Origin of the sequence: Pseudovibrio sp. Tun.PSC04-5.I4, assembly GCF_900104145.1 — a bacterium.
Lineage (GTDB): Bacteria > Pseudomonadota > Alphaproteobacteria > Rhizobiales > Stappiaceae > Pseudovibrio.
In genome coordinates this window covers 368,886-387,058 of the sequence record NZ_FNLB01000001.1, presented here as the reverse complement: position 1 = coordinate 387,058, position 18,173 = coordinate 368,886, and the positions used below count along the sequence as shown (strand labels likewise).

The following is an 18,173-nucleotide window of genomic DNA, read 5'->3' as shown; positions in this document are numbered from 1 at the left end:
GGGAACCCCCTACCCTTTCACAGCGCCAGAGGTAAGACCCTGGACGAGATATCGTTGAATGAAGAAAAAGAAGAGGCAACTTGGGATCAGCGCCAACGTTCCGGCCGCCATCATCTGCCCCCAGTCCACGGAGAACTTGGAGACAAAGGTTAGCAAACCGACAGGGAACGTCATCTTATCGTTTGAGTTGGTCAACATGAGAGCAAACAGTAACTCGCTCCATGCAGCCGTGAAGACAAAGCCCAATGTTGCAGCAAGGCCAGGCAACGTGAGCGGGAAGATCACTTTTCGCAATGCCTGAAAGCGAGTAGCTCCATCTGTCATCGCGGCCTCTTCCAAATCCTGCGGGATGCCATCGAAGAACGACTGCATCAGGAAGGTTGCGAATGGTACGTTGAATGCAGTGTAGACGATGACAAGACTGGTCAGCGTGTTGAGCAATCCCAAGGATGCGAAAGTCTTATAGATAGGGGAGATGATCATCAGCAGAGGGAACATTTGCGTCAACAACATCGCCACGATGATGTACTTCTTTCCCTTGAAGTGAAACCTGGAAAAGGCGTAGCCAGCAGCAGCTGCAATCAATGTTGTTATTAGTGCCGTTCCCAGGGACACAAACACACTGTTTTTGAAATAAGACATGAAGTCAGTGTAAAAAATAACTGACTTGAAATTTTCAATAGTCAACGTGCTTGGCCAGAGTGCAGTACCGTCAGTGAAGATAAGTTGATCAGGCGTGAGGCTTATTTTCAGAAGCCAATAGAGCGGAAACATTGCAAATATGACATAGAGTGCCAAGGCAGTATACTTGCCAGTGGTGGCTAAAAACTTGAAAGAACGGTTTCGGTACATATTATACCTTCACGAATTTCTGGCGCAGTTTCAAAAGGATGATTGCATAAAGCATCATCAGGAGCAGTAGAACGACGGCCACTGTCGAGGCGTACCCAAAATCCAGTTTTCGAAAGGCTGTTGTAAATACATAGGAAGACAGGATCTGCGTGGAGTTCGCTGGACCGCCGCCGGTCATCACGTAGATCAGATCTGCAAAGTTTGCGATCCAGATGGTGCGCAGCATAACTGTAATGGCGATCATCGGGGCCAGAAACGGTAGCGTGATTTTGGAGAAACGTTGCCACGCTGTCGCCCCATCAATATCTGCGGCCTCATACATATCTGAAGGAATAGATTGCAATGCGGCCAGCAAGGTGATCGCGAAAAAGGGAATTCCAAACCAGATGTTTGCAATAATCGGACCCCACAAGGCCAGCGATCTATCACCGAGGATATTGAACGGCTCAGGCAGAATACCAAGTGCAGTCAACCAATGTGGTATTGGGCCGATGATAGGGTTAAACAACCAAGCCCAAGTCAGTGCTGAAAGCAAGGTTGGGACTGCCCAAGGTAGAAACACCAAGGCCTGAACAATCTTCTTTCCATGAAAGCGTGTGTTGAGCAGCATTGCCAGCCCTAGACCTAGCAGAAACTGCATGGCCACGCAGTAAAACGTCCACCAGAATGTGTTCTTTGCGGCAACCAGAAATTTCGTGTCACTGAAAAGGTCACGATAATTATCCAGTCCAACCCATCCCGTTTTAAATGGTTGCAAGAGAGAGATCGATTGGAAGGAATAGGATATGCCGATGACCAGTGGGACGAGAATGACCAAGGAAATCAGGATGAGCGCGGGCGAGAGATAGAGATAAGGCTCGAGAAGGTAGGAAAGCGTGAGGCCTATACGGCCTTGCTTCACTGCCTTCTCTGGAGGTCTTTCTGTACTTAAGCCCGAGAGTGTTTCAGTCATATCGGAACAGCCGTTTATTGCTCTGGAAAGGGGATCCCTGAGAAACTCAGGGATCGTTTTTTGACTGTGATAAGCGTTACTGTTTCGCTTTCCAGTTGGCATATTCTTCATTCAAGAATTCAGCCCAGTTATCTGCAAGTTCCTGTGCAGATAAATCGCCAAGCAACGCCTGTTGGCTGGTTTCCAGAGCCAACGTGCTTACGAAGTAACCATATTGTTCCAGATAGGTTGGCAAAACGATTGGTTCAAACTGAGCGCTGTTAAGTTCAGTGAACCAGCCTTTAAACTGCTCAGTTTTGTAGTAGTCGTCTTGCTCCGCACCCGCATGGATTGGAATTACGCCAACATGCCGAGCCCAAGTCTTGTTGTTCTCCGGTGATGAAATATGGCCAAGAAGATCCCAGCTTTCTTTCTGATGCTCGGAGTTTTTGAAGATGGACCATCCTGCAAAACCAATGGTTGGGTAGGCTTTTCCTGATGGGCCAACAGGCATCGGCATAACAGCAAAGTCTTCAGCAGGCATACGTTTAGCAACGGCTGGCAATGCATCAGGGTCCTGATCCAAGAACGCACAGGTACCAGAATAGAAACCAGCGACGATTTCGTTGAAGCCCCAGTTTACAGAATCTTTCGGCGCCGAACCGTCTTTGTAGAGGTCGATCAGATACTGCAATCCTTCAACAGAGCCCGGTTGGTTGATGGTGCTCTTGCCATTTTCATCGAAAAAGTCAGCTGTGCCATTCATTGCAGCTGCATACATAAACCATGCACCAAGGCCACCAGCGCCGCCGCGCAAGCAGTAACCGTATTTGCCATCGAGCTTAGATACTTTTTCAGAAGCATCTTTAAACTCTGCCATTGTGACAGGTGGTGTTTCAACGCCAGCCTCTTTCAGAAGCTTTTTGTTGTAAAACATAGCGCGCAGATAGAAACCATAGGGAATGGAATAGGCAGCCCCCCCGGACTGACGAGCCATCGCCATGGTTTTGTCTGTAAGAGTCGCGCCGTACTCCCAATTCTTGATGTTATCTTCGAGATCGGTCAGGAGATCAGCGTTGGCATATAGGGCCTGCCATTTGTCTGGCATTTCCACCAGGTCAGGCGCATCACCGCCACCAACCATTGTTGCAAGCTTCTCAAAAGCTTGTCCCCAAGGCAGAGATACGATTTCAACACTTACACCCGGATGGGCTTTTTCGTATTCAGCAACCATTCCCTTCAGCACTTCGGTACGTGCCGGGCTGGTGATTACTTCCACGAGTTTGAGGTTGGTTTCCGCCAATGCGGTCCCAGCCATAAGACAGGCTACAGTAGATAGGCCCAGAGCAAGTTTTTTCATGTTTTCCTCCCAATTATGGAAACATAGGTTGTGTATTTTCGGATGGTTAGTTGACGCTTTCCTCCAAAGCGCCCTCGAAATCTTTCCAAAGATCTTCCGCATCTTCCAAGCCAAGACTGACGCGAATGATTGTGTCAGGCACTCCGAAGCGCTGAAGTGAATTCTGCTCTCCCTTTTGCGCAAGACTCACTTTGGATGGCAGTACAAGACTCTCAAATCCGCCCCAGCTCACGCCAAGTTGGAAATGCTCCAGTTGATCAACTAGCTTTTCGATGTTGACGGAGCGATCGAACTCAATTGATAGAAGACCAGAGCGACCACTGAGGCCGGGAACCGAATTTGGAACGGGTGAATGAACTGCGTTGACAGCTTTGTGCGATGTCAGCCGGTCGATAAATAGATTTGCCGTGGCTTCATGATTTTTCATACGTGCATTGAGTGTGCGTAAGCCACGCACCAACAACCATGCCTCGAACGGTGCCAGCTTGCCTCCCAGCAGCGGCAAAGTGAGCTCACGAATTGCTTGAATATTCTCTTGGCTTGATACCGTGACACCAGCCACCACGTCTGAGTGACCTGAGATGTATTTTGAAGCTGAATGCACAACAACATCTATGCCCAGTTCCAACGGACGTTGAAAAATTGGAGTTGCCCAGCTGTTGTCAATTATTGTCATTGCCCCATGACGTTTGGCATGAGCTGCGACTTTGGGAAGGTCCATCGCCTGCAGCAAAACACTATTAGGGCTTTCCAGATATGCGACACGACATCCCGCCAACAGCTCAGGGTCGTTTTCAAAATCTTGAACAGAATGATAGGTGATGTCGACACCGAAGGGACGCAAAATCTTTTCGAAGAAGCGATAGGCATCTGGGTAGACATGCTCAACACACGCAACATGATCACCTGACTTAACAAATGCCATGAGGGTGGAGCTGATGGCGGCCATACCTGAGGAAAAAGCGACTCCGGCCTCCGCTCCTTCAGCCTTTGCCATCATAGTCTCGAAAGCATTAACGGTTGGATTGGCCACGCGCGTATAAAGGTACTGCTGGTGCTGTCCAGCCATCGTATCTTTAAATGTCTGAAAGTTCTCAAAACTAAACAGAGAGCTTTGGTAGAGCGGCGGCGTGATACTACCTGACGGATCGTCATAAGCAGTAGCAAGTTGAGTTGCCAGTGATAGCTGGTCTTCTGTCGTATTCTTATTCTTCGTCATGCAATACTTTGATGACTTCAGCTTCGACAATCGAGAAAATCTCGGTCATCACAGCATTAGTCCTCTCCCAATCTCTTGCGATGATGGCATCTGCTAGCTCCCGATGGATTGGAATGCTATGGTCAGCCATTTGCGGTTGGTCAAATGGAGCTTCGTAAGTGTCGTGAAAAGCCGCGTGTAGTTGCTTTATCAGTTGGTTAAACAGTGGATTCCCAGAAGCATCATGAATGGCAGCATGGAACCTATTGTCGGCTTCAAACCAGTTTTCGCCGGCCTCATAAATTGCCAATAATTCTTCGCAACGCGCGTCGATGATACGCATGTCTTTTTCGGTACCGTTAAGAACGGCCAGCCGGGCTGCTTCAAGCTCCAATGGCCACCGCACAGCCAAGGTGCGCATCAAGCCCTGAGCTTCCACCTGGATCGTTACCGGTTTGTGGCTGCCATTGCCGTTTACGTCCGCTGATAGTCGTGTGCCCGCCCCTTTGTTGCGTACAATAATGCCCATGCGCTGCCATGCGGTAAGAGCTTCGCGAATGCTTGAACGCCCAACATGAAGCGAACTCGCAAGTTCCTTTTCGGATGGCAGACGATCACCAACTTTCAGGTTTGCCGCTTCGATAATTTCGACAAGCGCGTTCAATACTTCTTGTCCACGGTTCCCTGTACGATGAGAGATGCAGCGCTTTGCTGCTTCCTTCATCACCGCTTCGCGTGATGCATCCTGGCGTTTTTTATCATTTGCGTCGGGCATCTGGTCACTTGGTTTGTTCGTTAACATTTAAGTCTCCTACACCATGCAAACAATGTCCGACAATGTAAAGTTTTAATGTCGGACATTGTTGAAAATTTGTTCTGGTCAGTATTTCGAAATCTCAATTCACCATAAATTAGCAGTAAGATCCGGCAATAATTGGGTATTCCTGAGGAGGACTCTTCTGGTGGAAAACGAGCAAATTACAGGGAATAAGTAAGGTGCAGTTATGGGCCACTGAAGGCGAAATGAACCGGCAACCTGAAGTTGGCGTGTCAACGCCTTATAATCGGATTGTTCGGCAAGAATGGCTGGATCAGAATTGCTTTGAAAACATTGACCAAGTCCAGGCTGAAGCAGTCAATTGGCTGTGGGCTTGCAACAATGAACGGGTAAACATTGCCATCGGTGGCATCACGCCCGCCACAAAACTGAACCTGGCAGCATATCTTTACGCCAGAACTCCTCCATTGACGTGAGATCACCCTAATACGTCTTGAAGTCCTAGCTGCAGAATTATAAGTGGTCCGGGCTCCGGATTGTAAAACGTTGCGACTCAGTGAGAATCTATGAGTGATTCATGTAGCCCCTAATCGTTTTGCTGGAGCGTTGATCTGTCAAATCGGTATTTGGTTGATTTTTACACAAAAACCGTCATGGCGATGACATATAAGTTTTGGGAAGCTTGAGCTGTATCTGAATAAGATAATTTTGCCGTATTGTGGAAATGTTGCTTTAAATACGGTCCGTTACGCAACATCTGGCAATTTGGTGTTTGTTTTTGAGGTTGCAGCTAGAACGTTCCTTAACAAACTCTTAATATTAGTTAATTTACGTTAACTATAAAGGTATTGACGGGTTAGGTGAAACGGAGAAGGATGCGCTGTGACGGATTATTCACGGTCTGCACTTCAAAACCGTCACAAGAGGTTAGAGGCAATATGCTGCTCACTGCTGAACAAGATGAGACTTCTTCTGAGAAGATTGCACGCCATTCTGACTTGTTGTCTCGGCAACTGCAATCCTTAAGGGTGAAGATGTATCCGCCTGAAGCTATGAAACGGCTTAAGACGTTCTCTTCGCGCGAAGTGGCTGGCCTTTTGGGCATTGCCGAATCCAGTTTGCGACAGCTCTCGCTCAATGGTGAGGCAGTTATCCCCGAAAGGCTGGATAATGGCAGACGCATTTATACCCTCCCCCAGATCAACGAATTACGCCGCTATTTAGCAGAAAAACGCCCTACAGATTCGCTTCGGTTAAATCCGCGCCGCCGCCATGGCGAGAAGATGCAGGTTTTGGCTGTAGCAAACTTTAAGGGCGGGTCTGCAAAGACCACGACAACAGTGCATTTGGCGCACTATTTGGCGCTTCAGGGCCTTCGCGTACTGGCAATTGACCTTGATCCGCAGGCCTCTCTTTCTGCTATGTTCGGCTATCAGCCTGAGTTCGATGTGGCTGAGAACCAGACCCTTTACGCAGCTATCCGTTATGACGACGATGAGCGCGTGCCGCTGAGCCATGTTATCCGCAAAACCTACTTCGATGGGCTTGATCTTGTTCCCGGTAACCTGGAACTGATGGAGTATGAGCACGAAACACCCCAGGCGATTGCTCAGGGGCTGTCTCGCGGTGATGGAATGTTCTTCCGCCGCATGGCAACCGTGCTTAAAGAGGTCGAAGATGATTACGACGTGGTTCTGGTGGATGCACCGCCGCAGCTTGGATATCTTACCCTTGGCGCGCTGTATGCCGCGACAGGTATTGTCATTACCGTTCATCCGGCCATGCTGGATGTATCCTCAATGAACCAGTTCCTTTCCATGACATCTGAGCTGCTCGCGGTGATTGAAGAAGCTGGCGGCACCCTGAGCCATGATTTTGTGCGTTACCTGCTGACACGCCATACACCGCACGATGTGCCTCAGGTGAACGTTGCAGCGCTTTTACGTGGCCTTTTTGGTGAGGATGTCTTGGCAGCCTCGATTGTGGAGACCACAGCAATTGCCAATGCAGGACTTGAGAAGAAGAGCCTTTATGAGGTTGAGCGCGGAAATATGACCCGCGATACCCTCAATCGTGCTCTGGAATCTGTCGATGCTGCTAATGCGGAAGTGTTCCAACTGATCAAACAGGTATGGGGTCGTCCATGAACAAGGCAACTGATCGTTCCAAGAAGATGCGCGCCATGTTTGGTGGGGTAGATCCTGCAGAACTGTCCAAAACCAGCTCCCCTGCCCCCTCAATGACAACTGCTACAAAGCAACGTGTGTCTTCCGGGGCCATTAAGTCTATGCGCAATACGTTTTCCAACGTTGAGAAGGAAAATGAAAAGCTGCGCCAGATGATGGAGGAGGGCAGTGTCGCGCATGAGCTGGACACGGCTGATCTGGATCCATCCTTTGTTGCTGACCGTATGATTGTGGCCAACGATCAAGATTTTGAGACCCTCAAAGCCTCAATTTCCTCAAGTGGCCAGCAAGTCCCTATTTTGGTCCGCCCACATCTGGAAGCCGATGGGCGTTATCAGATTGCTTTTGGTCACCGCAGGTGGCGCGCTTGTAAAGATCTGGGTATTCCCGTGCGCGGGTTTATCAAAGAGCTGTCTGATGAGGCTTTACTGATTGCCCAAGGTCAGGAAAACCATGAGCGGAAAAACCTGTCCTTTATTGAGACGGCGTTGTTTGCCTCTCGGTTGGCGAGAAGCTTTCCGCAAACCGTAATTTCCAAAGCGATCGGCAAGGATGCGACCACAGTTTCCAAACTGTTGAAACTGATGAACGCACTGCCAGAAGAGTTTGTTCGTGAGATTGGCCCGGCCCCGAAGATTGGCCGTCCACGTTGGGAAGAGTTGGCCGGACATTTCACTAATGGCCATCTACCCGATAAGTTTAAAGCGCGTGTGGATGCCGTGACGATTAGCGCGGACTTTGAGCTGTCTGCAAGTGATGAGCGGTTCTCTGCGATTCTGACGGCCTGCAAATCTGCTGAAAGCAACACTGTGACCACTGGTTCTGTTGCGACAGCTGCAAAAAGCTGGCTCGGCAACCGGCAAATCCTGATCAAAGATGGCCCTAATGCGCTGAGTATTCAGATTGATGCACGTAAGGATCCGGAGCTGGCAGCTTTTTTGAAAAAACGCCTTCCCGATCTGATGGATGAATTTCGCTCTGAAGTCCTGAAGGAGGATGTATGACGGTATAACGTTCCTCCCAAAGAAAAACGGCCCTGCTGACGGCAATCAGCAAGACCGAAATCTCTAGGGTACAAACAAACAATAGCGCTCGATGTAACCAGATTTTGCAATCCCAAATTACTTCGAGACGCAACGCGAATCAACCCTTACCAAGGAGTTGAAGCGTCTTTCTGCGTGCTATTCGTCGATTTGTACCGTTTATCCTCAGTTTGGGGAGGGCATCTTGCGCCCTGACCCAGGAGAACACCTACAAGAATTAGTGGGTGAACGGTGAAGCTATGCAACCAGTTGGTTCCGTCGCGTCCTTTAGAAAACTGACGCCGGCGATGGTCGCCAGCCAAAAACTGGCAATGGCCAATGACATTGTTAAGACCACAAAATCGGAAGTTGCCATGGCTTTGAAAAAGGCCGCACCTGCTTTGGGTGTTGATGGCACGACCTACCATATTTTGGATATTCTGATTGGCCTGACAGCTGCTGAAGATTGGAGCCAGAATCGGCGTCCGCTCGTGGCAATTTCCAATGAAAAACTGGCTGAGTATGTGTGCCGGTCAACCCGCACAGTTGTGCGGTCCCTGCGCAAACTGGTTGAGGCAGGCGTCCTTGCCTATAAAGATAGCCCAACCGGACGGCGTTTCATCTACCGTGCGGGCGAGGATCGACAGATTCAACGCGGCTATGGGCTCGATTTTTCTCCTGCGCGTCAACGTGTTGTTGAGTTGAAAAAACTCGGAGCTGAATTTGCAGCTCGCCTTGCCAAGGAAAAAGAAGCCAAACGCACCGTAAGCCGCCTTTCTAGAGCAATTGAAGACCTGTTGCGCCTTGCTGCTTATGAGCAGGTGGACGTGGAAGAGATCACTGATGCTGTTGGCTTGCTGAATGATCAAGCCATGGGAATTGCCGACCGTGCTGAAGCTATGACGATGCTTCACGAGCTGCTGGTTAGCAAATTCGATAGCCCTGATATGGAGCATGAAGGGGGATCAGAGGTTCAGCCTGAATATGTTGTTTTTTCTAAACAAAATGAAGAAATGTCATGCGCACAGGACATAGATGTCATCCCTTATAATAATACAACCAATCAAGACTCTTGGATTAAAAGTAAACAACCACTGAATGTGTCTCACGACCCATACTCAAAAACCAGAAAATCGAACTCCGCTCGATTTAAAGACGCTCTAGAACAAAACAGAAAAAGCGAAATTAGTGCCAGACCAACAGACTCTACGCAACTTGATCCTTCCGACTGGATAGAGCATGAGGGTCCCCATGAGAAAGATCAGTTCTCCCCTCTCTTTTCTGAGGTTTCTCTGGGGTTACTAACCGGGGCAACGCCGGAAACCCAAGGTGCCTTGGGGCTGGAGCTGAACAGTTGGGCCACATTAATTGATGCCGCCGATGATTTACGATTGCTTATCGGGTTATCTCCCAAGGGTTGGTTTGATGCCCAAGCCCGGGTCGGAGATTATGTTGCCGCTGCGGTTCTCATCACAACGGTTGAAAAAGCCTTGCGGAATCCGGAGAGTATTGCACGGCCTGCCGGATATTTCAGGGCCTGTATTGACCGGGCGGTTGACGGAAAACTGGCATTGCACCGCACGTTATTCGGCTTAAGCTCATCAAGTTCGCTCCGAACTGAAAACTAACGAGGGATACGATTGGTGCCGGGCTTAGTCATTCAAAATGAAATTGAGATTTCGCTGTTTTGCGATGAGGATCGACAAAACCTGCGAGAGTTTTTAGCGGCGGCTTGGCTTGAGGCTCATACCGACGAGTTGGGCGAAGAACTGTCGAGCCTCTTGGTTTCAAGATTAGATGCACCGGACTTGGGCGGCGTTATTCCCTCTGATAATGGGTGTGTTTACCTGGCGCGGAGCATCAGCGGAATAGTTGGTTCACTTGTTTGCGCGCATCGCGGTGAAGTGGTTCATATCTGGGCGTGTTATCTCGCGCGGCACTATCAACGCAAGGGGCTTGGTCGGCGTATGCTCAAAATTGCGATGGCGGAGTATTCATCTGAGTTTGTCGCCGGCCTGTATGTTTTAAAACAAAGCACGTCGGCGCAAGCGTTTTACACAAGGCTTGGATTTATCGACTGCGGAGAGGTCCAGTTTGAAGTGGTGCCGGGCACCTATACCCCTGCCCGCATCATGCAGGCGCGTATTGGAAATTTGGTCTTGGGTTAAATTGTAGCTGTTATGAGAAAATGCGGTAAACAATGTTTACCGCATTTTATGAATTAGCTGATGGGCCGTTTATCACCAGACCCGGCACATCTTTTTGTGATCATAGTGCTGCGGATCGCCTCCCTTTGCCCCTTCAAAGTAGCTATTTGTGGCGCAATATTATCGCCAGATAGGCTCGAAACAGGCAGTCCAATCAAAATTACCCCGATGATATCGTTGGAGCGCGCGTTGTTTTGCTGGTCTGCCGCGCTTGCATAAGCACGGTCGATGTTCTGCAATTCATTTGAAAGCGTTTTACAACTCCAGCCGTTATATTGGCTAGTGGATGTATATGCGGGAGCAATGCTCTCAGGTTTTTTGGCACACGCAGAAACTGCAAATGCCATTGTGAGGGCCAGTAGGCCAGTAGACAATTTTTTCAAAGTTGTATTCCGTATTCATATTACAACTGGTAGATACAGTTAATTCGGTGATCCCTCAATATTATTCGTGACAGTTTTCACGGTCTTTCAGCTGGCAACCTAATTTACATGCTGATCTTTGGTCGGCAACCGACCTCCTCAATTTTGTCAACCGGATCTTCGCTGCAGTTCTTTTTGGTATAGCGCGTGTTGTTTACTCGGTTTGGCTCAAACGCCAAATTTTCCTTAATAACTGCCCTAAATCCGAGTGCGCGGGAACTTGCAAAGCCCTATAAGTAACTATGCTTTTTACCCTTCCAAATAACAGCGTGCTTTATGAAGCGTTGCTGAACAGAGATCCTGCTTTTGAAGGCCGCGCTTATGTCGGTGTACGCTCCACTGGTGTATTTTGCCGCCTCACCTGCCCGGCTCGAAAACCCAAGCAGGAAAATTGTTGTTTTTTTGAAACCACTGCCGAATGTTTTGAGGCTGGTTTTCGCCCCTGTAAGCGATGTCATCCGGTTGGCACGTCAGCAGAAAATGATGACACCCTCCTAAAACTCCTCACACTGTTTGAGGCAAGGCCACACCATAAATTGACTGAAGGTGACATTGTTGAGCTGGGGTTCGACCCCTCCACGGTTCGTCGTAGTTTCAAACGCCAATTTGGGGTTACGTTTCTGGAAATGGCGCGGCAATCCCGGTTGCGAGAGGGCTTTGAAATCCTAACGGATGGCGGCAAAGTCATCGACGCACAGTTGGCATCTGGATTTTCATCTTCTGGAGCATTTAGGGACGCATTTACCAAATTATTGGGATGTACCCCCGGCAAACTGAAAGAAGATGCGTTCCTCAAGGCTGATTGGTTTGATACTCCACTTGGCGCGATGATTGCGGTTAGCGATAAATCATCCTTGCATTTATTGGAATTTGCTGACCGTAAAGCTTTGCCAACCGAGCTGAACCGACTTCGCAAACAGGTGAAGGGTGAACTTGGATTGGGTAGAACGGCTCCTACGGATCAGGTGGAGGCAGAACTGCGCGAGTTCTTCAACGGTTCTAGGCTCGATTTCCATGTACCGCTGGCCATGCATGGGACAGAGTTTACCAAGGATGTCTGGCGCGAGTTGCGCCGTATTCCAGTTGGAACAACGCGGAGTTATAGCGAGCTTGCAAAATTGCTGGGCCGGCCCAGTTCCAGCCGCGCAGTTGCCAGAGCGAACGGGGCCAACCAGATTGCCGTTGTTATTCCCTGCCACCGTGTTCTGGGTCTAGATGGATCACTCACCGGATATGGCGGTGGCCTATGGCGTAAACAAAAACTCATTGATCTTGAAATGAAAATTGCGAAATTGAAAAGGACGGAATGATGTCTCATGCTGATAAGGCAAAGTACTTTGCATCTCTGCACGTAAAGGGTGATCCCGTTGTGCTCTTTAACATTTGGGATGCGGGTACTGCGCAGGCTGTTGCTAAGGCCGGTGCTAAAGCCGTTGCAACGGGAAGTGCGCCAGTTGCCGCGGCACATGGATATGCGGATGGAGAAGAGATTCCGCTCGAGCTTGTCGAAATTTTAGCAACGCGAATTGCCGCTAGTGTAGACCTACCCTTTTCTCTGGATTTTGAAGGGGCTTATGCGGACACACTAAGTGGAGTTAAAACAAACGCGGCCCGGATCATCAAAACTGGGCTGGTGGGTGTGAATTTCGAGGACCGGAAAGTGAAAGGCGCAGGCTTGTATTCGGCTGCGGAACAGGGCGCACGTCTTATCGCTTTTAGGGAAGCTGCGGATGAAGCTGACATTCCCCTCTTCATCAATGCTCGTACTGATTTATTTTTGCAAGAACCAGACGTGGCTAAGCATTCTGATCTGGTGAATGAAGCCATCGAGCGAGCTGCACTTTATAAAAAATCTGGTGCCAGCGGATTCTTTATTCCTGGACTCGCAGAGCCGGAACAGATTAGCAAAATTTGTGAAGCAGTGGATTTGCCTGTGAACGCCTACATGAAACAAGGGATGCCGAGTATTGCAGAGCTCGCGAAGCTCGGGGTCTCGCGTATTAGTTATGGTCCCGGTCCATACCGCGATACAATGATTGACCTGAAGCGTAGGTTCGAAAACCTGTCCTAGGCGTCAATGGGGAGGAACTAGTCCTCCCCTAGCGTTATGTATTCTCTGGTGATTCATCCGCTTTTCTTCTGTTTGAATTTGTCACGCATTTCCTTTTGCATCTCGCGGAATGTCTCCATCTGCTCTGAATTTGGAATAGCGGACAATTTCTGATCCAAAGTTTCTCGAGTTTCCTACATGGGTCCCCTCACCTCACGCAGTTGAGTAAAAGTGGGCTTCTTACCGCGTTCAATTCCAGCGGTATTGAGGATCACGCGGCGCTTGTCCATGGGTTCTTTCTTGATTGGCCGTATTTTTCCATCTGCTCATCAGTCAGATGCAACTTGTCTGCCATCATTCGAAGTTGCTGCCCTTTGGCTGGTTGATCCTCTGCAACAACAGATTATGCAAAGAAAAAGAAAAGAAACAGTGCGATCGCCGAATTTAAATTGGGAGGATATGCCGTGCTCATGGGTTCAAATACCAACCCTGTGCTTCATCCTCCGCCACCAAATTTAACGGTAGGTCAAACCGATGATAAGAAATTTGTTGGCTTTGGGGGTGTTGAGCTTAGAGATTATTGACTTGGCAGCTGCCAACAATACCTGCCAAGTCCGGTAAATCAGCTTGTTGGCTGAACCAGTGCACAATCAAGAACTTCTGTCCCGCCGAGAAGATGCTCGCTGAGTGTTTCGCGATGTTCCGGGCTTAGTTCGGACCATTCCTTACGTAGGCGCTCCAGGCACTTCTTATGATATTTGAAGATATCCTGCGTAAAGAAGCCCTCGGGTAGATCTGCGGTAAAAGTGGCTTGGCCTTTGTCTATCGCGGTTGCATTTGCAGCAAGGAAAGGCAGATAGGTGTCGCCTGCTAACTTCAAAAGTTGAATAACAACGGGGGTCAAATTTTCAATCCACTCACCTTCAAAACCGGATGCATCATCAATGTGGTCCAGCCAGCGGAAGACGAACGGGAAGTTTTTCCGCAACATGGCAGAGGGTGTTGGGTCGCCCTTCAATTGATAGAGCTGACCAAAAATTGCCGCATCCGCCATAGATGCCATATCTCCAAAAAGGAAGTGCTGTTTGGAAAGAACGGCCTCCTCCAAAATTTGGAGCATACGGTTTGTCGACGCTTCGATTAAGGGAGCTGTTTCCGGCGTACATCCAACCTTCGGCATCCGCCCGATTTGACGCGCTGCAAACTGTTGACCCATTGCGTCAATGGTGGCCTTGTCTAACCCTAGGCATGCATCATATAAAAGCCAGCTTGGAACTATCTTCTTGTCTTCCTCATAATACCAGCGGTAATGGAACATTGCTTTCACAAGCCACTCGTCTGCCATATCTTCGATGAGATAACACGCAAATCGCAGAAGTGGGTCTGAAGGGACTATCGACCTCCCCTCCCCTCTCTTTTCCAAATCAAGCAGAAGTGGGGTTGAATCGTTAATCCAGGATCCATCCGGGTACTTAACAACCGGGATGACTGGAATCTTCACATGCTTGGTTGGGCTGTTGGGACCCATTGGCGCACATAGCCGCCAAGTGTGGTGAAGGCGTTTAGCGCGAAAGGCCGCACGTATCTTCATGGAATACGGGGAGCCTAATGCTCCGTGGATTTCATAGTTTGTCATTATCCCCTCCCAGGTCTAATAGTTGGCAGAAGTAAATATGAACATGAAAATCTGCCAAGTCCTCTTATGCGTCTTCTATTATTGCTCCGTTGCCGTGCCAGCAAATTTCTGCGCCTCTCTCCATCTGAACCATCATGTTCAAAACAGCCTGTGGATTTTCCATAGGCAGGAAATGAGTTTGATTTGGTAGGTAGATGTCCTTTGCATTTCCCATATTTTCCGCCAACAATTCCCAGGTGGGAGACGAAGAGAAGTCAAATAGGGACTGGTCAGCAGTTCGTCGTTTGGCTCGAACTACAGTGGTGGGCGTTTGCACCGTTTCCAAGAGCGAATAAATTTGGTCGCCATAGCAGTTTTGGTAGACTGCAGCCTCCGCCGTCGGTGGGCAAGCCAGCTGATAACCTTCACCTCTATCCGATGGAGCCAAACCGTATTTGCAATAGTCGCGGAGAACCTCAGGTATCCATCTGCTATAGGGTGTACGATCTTTAAATCTGTTAAACATCTCATCTGCATCATCCCAGTCGTTTCGACGTCTGGCGACTGGATGGTCTTGTTGGGTTAGTTTTTTGAAAATGGGCAAAAGCTGTTTTGGAAAAACGACAGGGTCGAGAAGTAATAAACTTTTGAAAAGATCTGGATACTTGGCAGCTGCCATGATTGCGAGGTGCCCGCCACAAGAATGCCCAACACCATAAATCTGTTTTAATTGCAGGTCGTCTATGACTGCAAAAAGGTCGTCTGCTAATTCACTCCAAAATTCCGGGAGTGCTGCCTTTTCACTAAGACCATGGCTCCGCATATCCCATGCAATGACATGGCGGTTCGGGAATCGATTGATGATATAATCCCATAGTCGCCCGTGAAATCCAGTAGCATGAAGCAACAAAAAGGCCGGGCCTTTACCCGTCCATTCATGGAGGCAGATACGATGATCTCCCGCGTCTACGTACCTTTGAATGGGTTTTTCCGAACGCATGAAGGGTCTCCAATTACGGTGTGCGAGAAGTCTAACCAATACATGGTGGAGAACAAGCGCTACCATAGCAGAGCTTTGAAAACGGCGGGAAGCACGATCGCTTTAAGCTGCTATTCGGCAGCTGCCATGTTTGCAAGCTAGGCCGAGGCGGTCGTAGATTATGGTTTTGGCCAACTACATAGTGGGTGATTGGATAACTGATAGTTGGTTCCACTATTGAAATATATTGGACGGACTGCCTGCGAACGCTGTTCGCCTTATCTGGTCATTATACTAGGCTTGTAAATATGCTATAAGTTTCGGAGTCCTTATTTTCGTGTGGAATGCATTAAACATAGTTCTGTTCCAGAAAACAGAAGCGCGGAAATGATAGGCCTTGGCTCAGTTCTGATATTGCTACTATCTGTCCGACATTGGGTTCGTCGCCGTTCGCTTGGCTTAGTGAAAAGTGGTGGGATGTTTCGCGACATGGTCTCATGTTACGGGTTTGAATGCATCTGTCTCCAATACTCGGGTAATGTGGTAGATGCCATGTCCTCCAGTTGACTACCCATCACCCGCGATCCTTTAGTCGTGCTATAGCCGGTTCTGTATTGCTATGGAAGCCAGCATACATGCCTTGGAAGGGGCTAGGCCCAATATGCCGGGCGACAGTTGTCAGCGAGGTGTTTGTCGGACCTTTCCGAGAATTACGGTTGTTGTCCTCTTGTGAAACACAGATTTGGTGTGTTGAATCCGAGTTCTGTTTCTTATTTTTCGCGATATTCACATACTTGGCAATTGCCAAGTCGACGTGGCAATGCCACTTAAACGGAAGTACTGACGGTTTTCCACGAAGAGGCAGGCTGCGTGACACTTGTCTATCTGCTCATTCCAAGGTCGAGTAAGGTGTAGTAACAGGGTCACTTAGCGGCGCTCTTATAAGATGTTACTAGCGCTATATGCCTCTTGATAAGCCTGCTAGGCGTATTGCTGCGTACAGTTAAAACCTCTTTGTTTACTGTTGGCTTAAGGAGAACATTTTTGGCGTGCAGTACAAAGGAGGGACCCACATTGTGCTGTCTTGACCACCCTTAACAAGAAACATCATACCGCCTTGCCTCAAAACACTCTCCTATAATAGGGAGAAGACCGCTTGCCGTTCTGGCGATAAAACTACTCACCAAAGAATGTGGGTTTATCGCTAGGTTGTTCACTGTGGATTATCTCGCAGACCAGATCTATCGATGATGGTTTAATGGGGGCTGGATATTGAAGAAATTTCCTCTGGTCTACCGGTATGACTCAAAAGATTGTGGCCCTAATTGCATTCAGATGGGTCTGCGATATCACGGCGGCGATGCAGCTATAACTAGAATCCGGCAAACATGTGATCTGGATCTTAACGGTGTTTCCATGGCTGCGATGGAACGTGCCGCTCTTCCGTTGGGATTTGAGGCATTAGCAACTCATGTTAACGCTTCTGCGTTGGAAATTTGCCATGCCCTTTCATTGTTCATTGGCTTCAGGATCATTTCGTCGTGGTGACGCATGTCAGCAAACGACGTATTTCAATAGCGGACCCAGAAGTAGGACGCCTATATTATTCTAGGAAGGACTTTCTTCTGCATTGGCTCGGTTACAGGGAATGCGGATCTCTCAAGTGTGATGTAGAGGTTGATGAGATGCTAGGCGCTGTTCTTCTTCTTAGTTCGAATGACAGCTTCCGGAAAAACGTTGAGCCTGAAAATGAGAACAAACGTTTGTTGTGGGGCGGTGATCTTATCGGCGGCGTAAAAAAGGAAACCCTGTTGCAAAGAGTCTTCGGCTGCTTGATTTTTGGACAAAGCGAGTGGTATTCCAATGAGCTGTGACTTCAAATAGTGGCCGCCATCTAGGGACGACACCTGGCAGGTTGATGAAACGTATATCAAGGTCAAGGACTGCTGGATGTATCTTTATCGGGCGGTCACGAAGCAGGGCGACACCATCGACTTCTACTTCTCGCCGACGCGCAGCACAAAGGCCGCAGATACCTTTCTGGTAAAGCGCAGAAGGGTTTGAATTATTATGAAAAACCACGCGTGATCAACACCGACAAAGCCCCCATATACGGGCCCGGAAATTGCTGTATTAAAGGCCGGGGGCAAATGTCCGGCAGACACAGAACATTGCCAAGTTAGGTGTCTGAACAACGTGATTGAGGCCGATTATGTCAAGCTGAAACGCCAGACAAAGCCAACCCTCGGGTTCAAATCACGCAAGACTGCTTATGCTCCGATCAAAGGATTTGAGGTGATGCGCGCCCTCAAAAAGAGCCAGGCCAAAGCGTTCTTGATCCAACCTGGTATCAAGGGCGAAATTCGTCTTTTCGAGCGCGCATTTGGTTTAGGTGAAAACCAGGCCTTGGAAACGCTCTTTTCAATCCAAACCGTTACATCGCTGCGACGACGCAAGCTTTCATTATACTCCGGCCAGTTCGTCACTTTGTATTTGACTTTGGCAAACTTGTGATGGCGAGCAACATTGGTTTTAAACGGCATTAAGAGCATCTTCACTGAGGAAAATATCAG

Annotated in this window: 14 protein-coding genes and 4 pseudogenes; 9 read left to right on the top strand and 9 right to left on the bottom strand. The window is 48.8% G+C overall.

All coding sequences use genetic code 11. From position 1 onward, the window contains the following. Positions 1-9: 9 nt before the first annotated feature. The 5 genes from BLS62_RS01875 to BLS62_RS01855 form a co-directional block, all read right to left on the bottom strand. Complete coding sequence (locus BLS62_RS01875; RefSeq protein WP_093176093.1) at positions 10-852, bottom strand: carbohydrate ABC transporter permease; 843 nt, start codon at positions 850-852, stop codon at positions 10-12. Position 853: 1 nt separating this feature from the next. Further along, positions 854-1,804 carry a carbohydrate ABC transporter permease gene (locus BLS62_RS01870; protein WP_093176910.1) on the bottom strand — a complete coding sequence of 317 codons (951 nt, stop codon included), beginning with the start codon at positions 1,802-1,804 and terminating at the stop codon, positions 854-856. 76 nt (positions 1,805-1,880) lie between these two features. Beyond that, complete coding sequence (locus BLS62_RS01865; protein ID WP_093176090.1) at positions 1,881-3,143, bottom strand: ABC transporter substrate-binding protein; 1,263 nt, start codon at positions 3,141-3,143, stop codon at positions 1,881-1,883. 46 nt (positions 3,144-3,189) lie between these two features. Beyond that, positions 3,190-4,362, bottom strand: a complete 1,173-nt coding sequence (locus tag BLS62_RS01860) for an aminotransferase class I/II-fold pyridoxal phosphate-dependent enzyme (RefSeq protein WP_093176086.1) — start codon at positions 4,360-4,362, stop codon at positions 3,190-3,192. Continuing rightward, entirely contained in the window at positions 4,349-5,143 is a 795-nt protein-coding gene (locus BLS62_RS01855) for a FadR/GntR family transcriptional regulator (protein WP_093176083.1), read from the bottom strand. The genes BLS62_RS01860 and BLS62_RS01855 overlap by 14 nt, the downstream gene beginning before the upstream one ends. 257 nt (positions 5,144-5,400) lie before the next feature. On the opposite strand from BLS62_RS01855, the pseudogene BLS62_RS31990 reads away from it, so the two are divergent. The 5 genes and pseudogenes from BLS62_RS31990 to BLS62_RS01830 all read left to right on the top strand — a co-directional run. Next, positions 5,401-5,595 (top strand): annotated as a pseudogene (locus BLS62_RS31990) (hypothetical protein); the annotation flags it as partial. Positions 5,596-6,057: 462 nt separating this feature from the next. Beyond that, positions 6,058-7,266, top strand: a complete 1,209-nt coding sequence (repA, locus tag BLS62_RS01845; protein ID WP_093176074.1) for a plasmid partitioning protein RepA — start codon at positions 6,058-6,060, stop codon at positions 7,264-7,266. Next, on the top strand, positions 7,263-8,309 hold the full coding sequence (gene repB, locus BLS62_RS01840) for a plasmid partitioning protein RepB (RefSeq protein WP_093176069.1): 1,047 nt from the start codon (positions 7,263-7,265) through the stop codon (positions 8,307-8,309). The genes repA and repB overlap by 4 nt, the downstream gene beginning before the upstream one ends. Before the next feature lie 278 nt (positions 8,310-8,587). Continuing rightward, a complete protein-coding gene (gene repC, locus BLS62_RS01835) occupies positions 8,588-9,955 on the top strand; it encodes a plasmid replication protein RepC (RefSeq protein WP_093176908.1) in 1,368 nt (455 codons plus the stop codon). A gap of 15 nt (positions 9,956-9,970) precedes the next feature. Beyond that, entirely contained in the window at positions 9,971-10,495 is a 525-nt protein-coding gene (locus BLS62_RS01830; protein WP_208990642.1) for a GNAT family N-acetyltransferase, read from the top strand. 53 nt (positions 10,496-10,548) lie between these two features. Here the strand turns inward: BLS62_RS01830 and BLS62_RS01825 are convergent, their stop codons facing one another. After that, entirely contained in the window at positions 10,549-10,917 is a 369-nt protein-coding gene (locus tag BLS62_RS01825; RefSeq protein ID WP_200798431.1) for a hypothetical protein, read from the bottom strand. 281 nt (positions 10,918-11,198) lie between these two features. Between BLS62_RS01825 and BLS62_RS01820 the strand changes: the two genes are divergently transcribed. Both BLS62_RS01820 and BLS62_RS01815 read left to right on the top strand, forming a co-directional pair. Further along, complete coding sequence (locus BLS62_RS01820; RefSeq protein WP_093176057.1) at positions 11,199-12,266, top strand: bifunctional transcriptional activator/DNA repair enzyme AdaA; 1,068 nt, start codon at positions 11,199-11,201, stop codon at positions 12,264-12,266. Then, positions 12,266-13,027, top strand: coding sequence for an isocitrate lyase/PEP mutase family protein (locus tag BLS62_RS01815; RefSeq protein ID WP_093176906.1), 762 nt, complete (start codon positions 12,266-12,268; stop codon positions 13,025-13,027). The genes BLS62_RS01820 and BLS62_RS01815 overlap by 1 nt, the downstream gene beginning before the upstream one ends. 601 nt (positions 13,028-13,628) lie before the next feature. Here the strand turns inward: BLS62_RS01815 and BLS62_RS01805 are convergent. Together BLS62_RS01805 and BLS62_RS01800 are read right to left on the bottom strand one after the other, a co-directional pair. After that, positions 13,629-14,642: a glutathione S-transferase family protein gene (locus BLS62_RS01805; protein ID WP_093176053.1), complete on the bottom strand. Its 1,014-nt coding sequence runs from the start codon at positions 14,640-14,642 to the stop codon at positions 13,629-13,631. 64 nt (positions 14,643-14,706) lie between these two features. Further along, the gene (locus tag BLS62_RS01800) at positions 14,707-15,621 is read right to left on the bottom strand and encodes an alpha/beta hydrolase (RefSeq protein WP_093176049.1); all 915 of its coding nucleotides are present in this window, start codon (positions 15,619-15,621) and stop codon (positions 14,707-14,709) included. Positions 15,622-16,935: 1,314 nt separating this feature from the next. Here BLS62_RS01800 and BLS62_RS32740 point away from each other — a divergent pair. Then, a pseudogene (locus tag BLS62_RS32740) lies at positions 16,936-17,474 on the top strand (cysteine peptidase family C39 domain-containing protein). Between the two features lie 43 nt (positions 17,475-17,517). After that, positions 17,518-17,910: pseudogene (locus BLS62_RS31985) on the top strand (DDE-type integrase/transposase/recombinase); the annotation flags it as partial. Between the two features lie 113 nt (positions 17,911-18,023). On the opposite strand, the pseudogene BLS62_RS31980 reads toward BLS62_RS31985, so the two are convergent. Further along, positions 18,024-18,143, bottom strand: a pseudogene (locus tag BLS62_RS31980) (IS5/IS1182 family transposase); the annotation flags it as partial. Positions 18,144-18,173 lie beyond the last annotated feature (30 nt).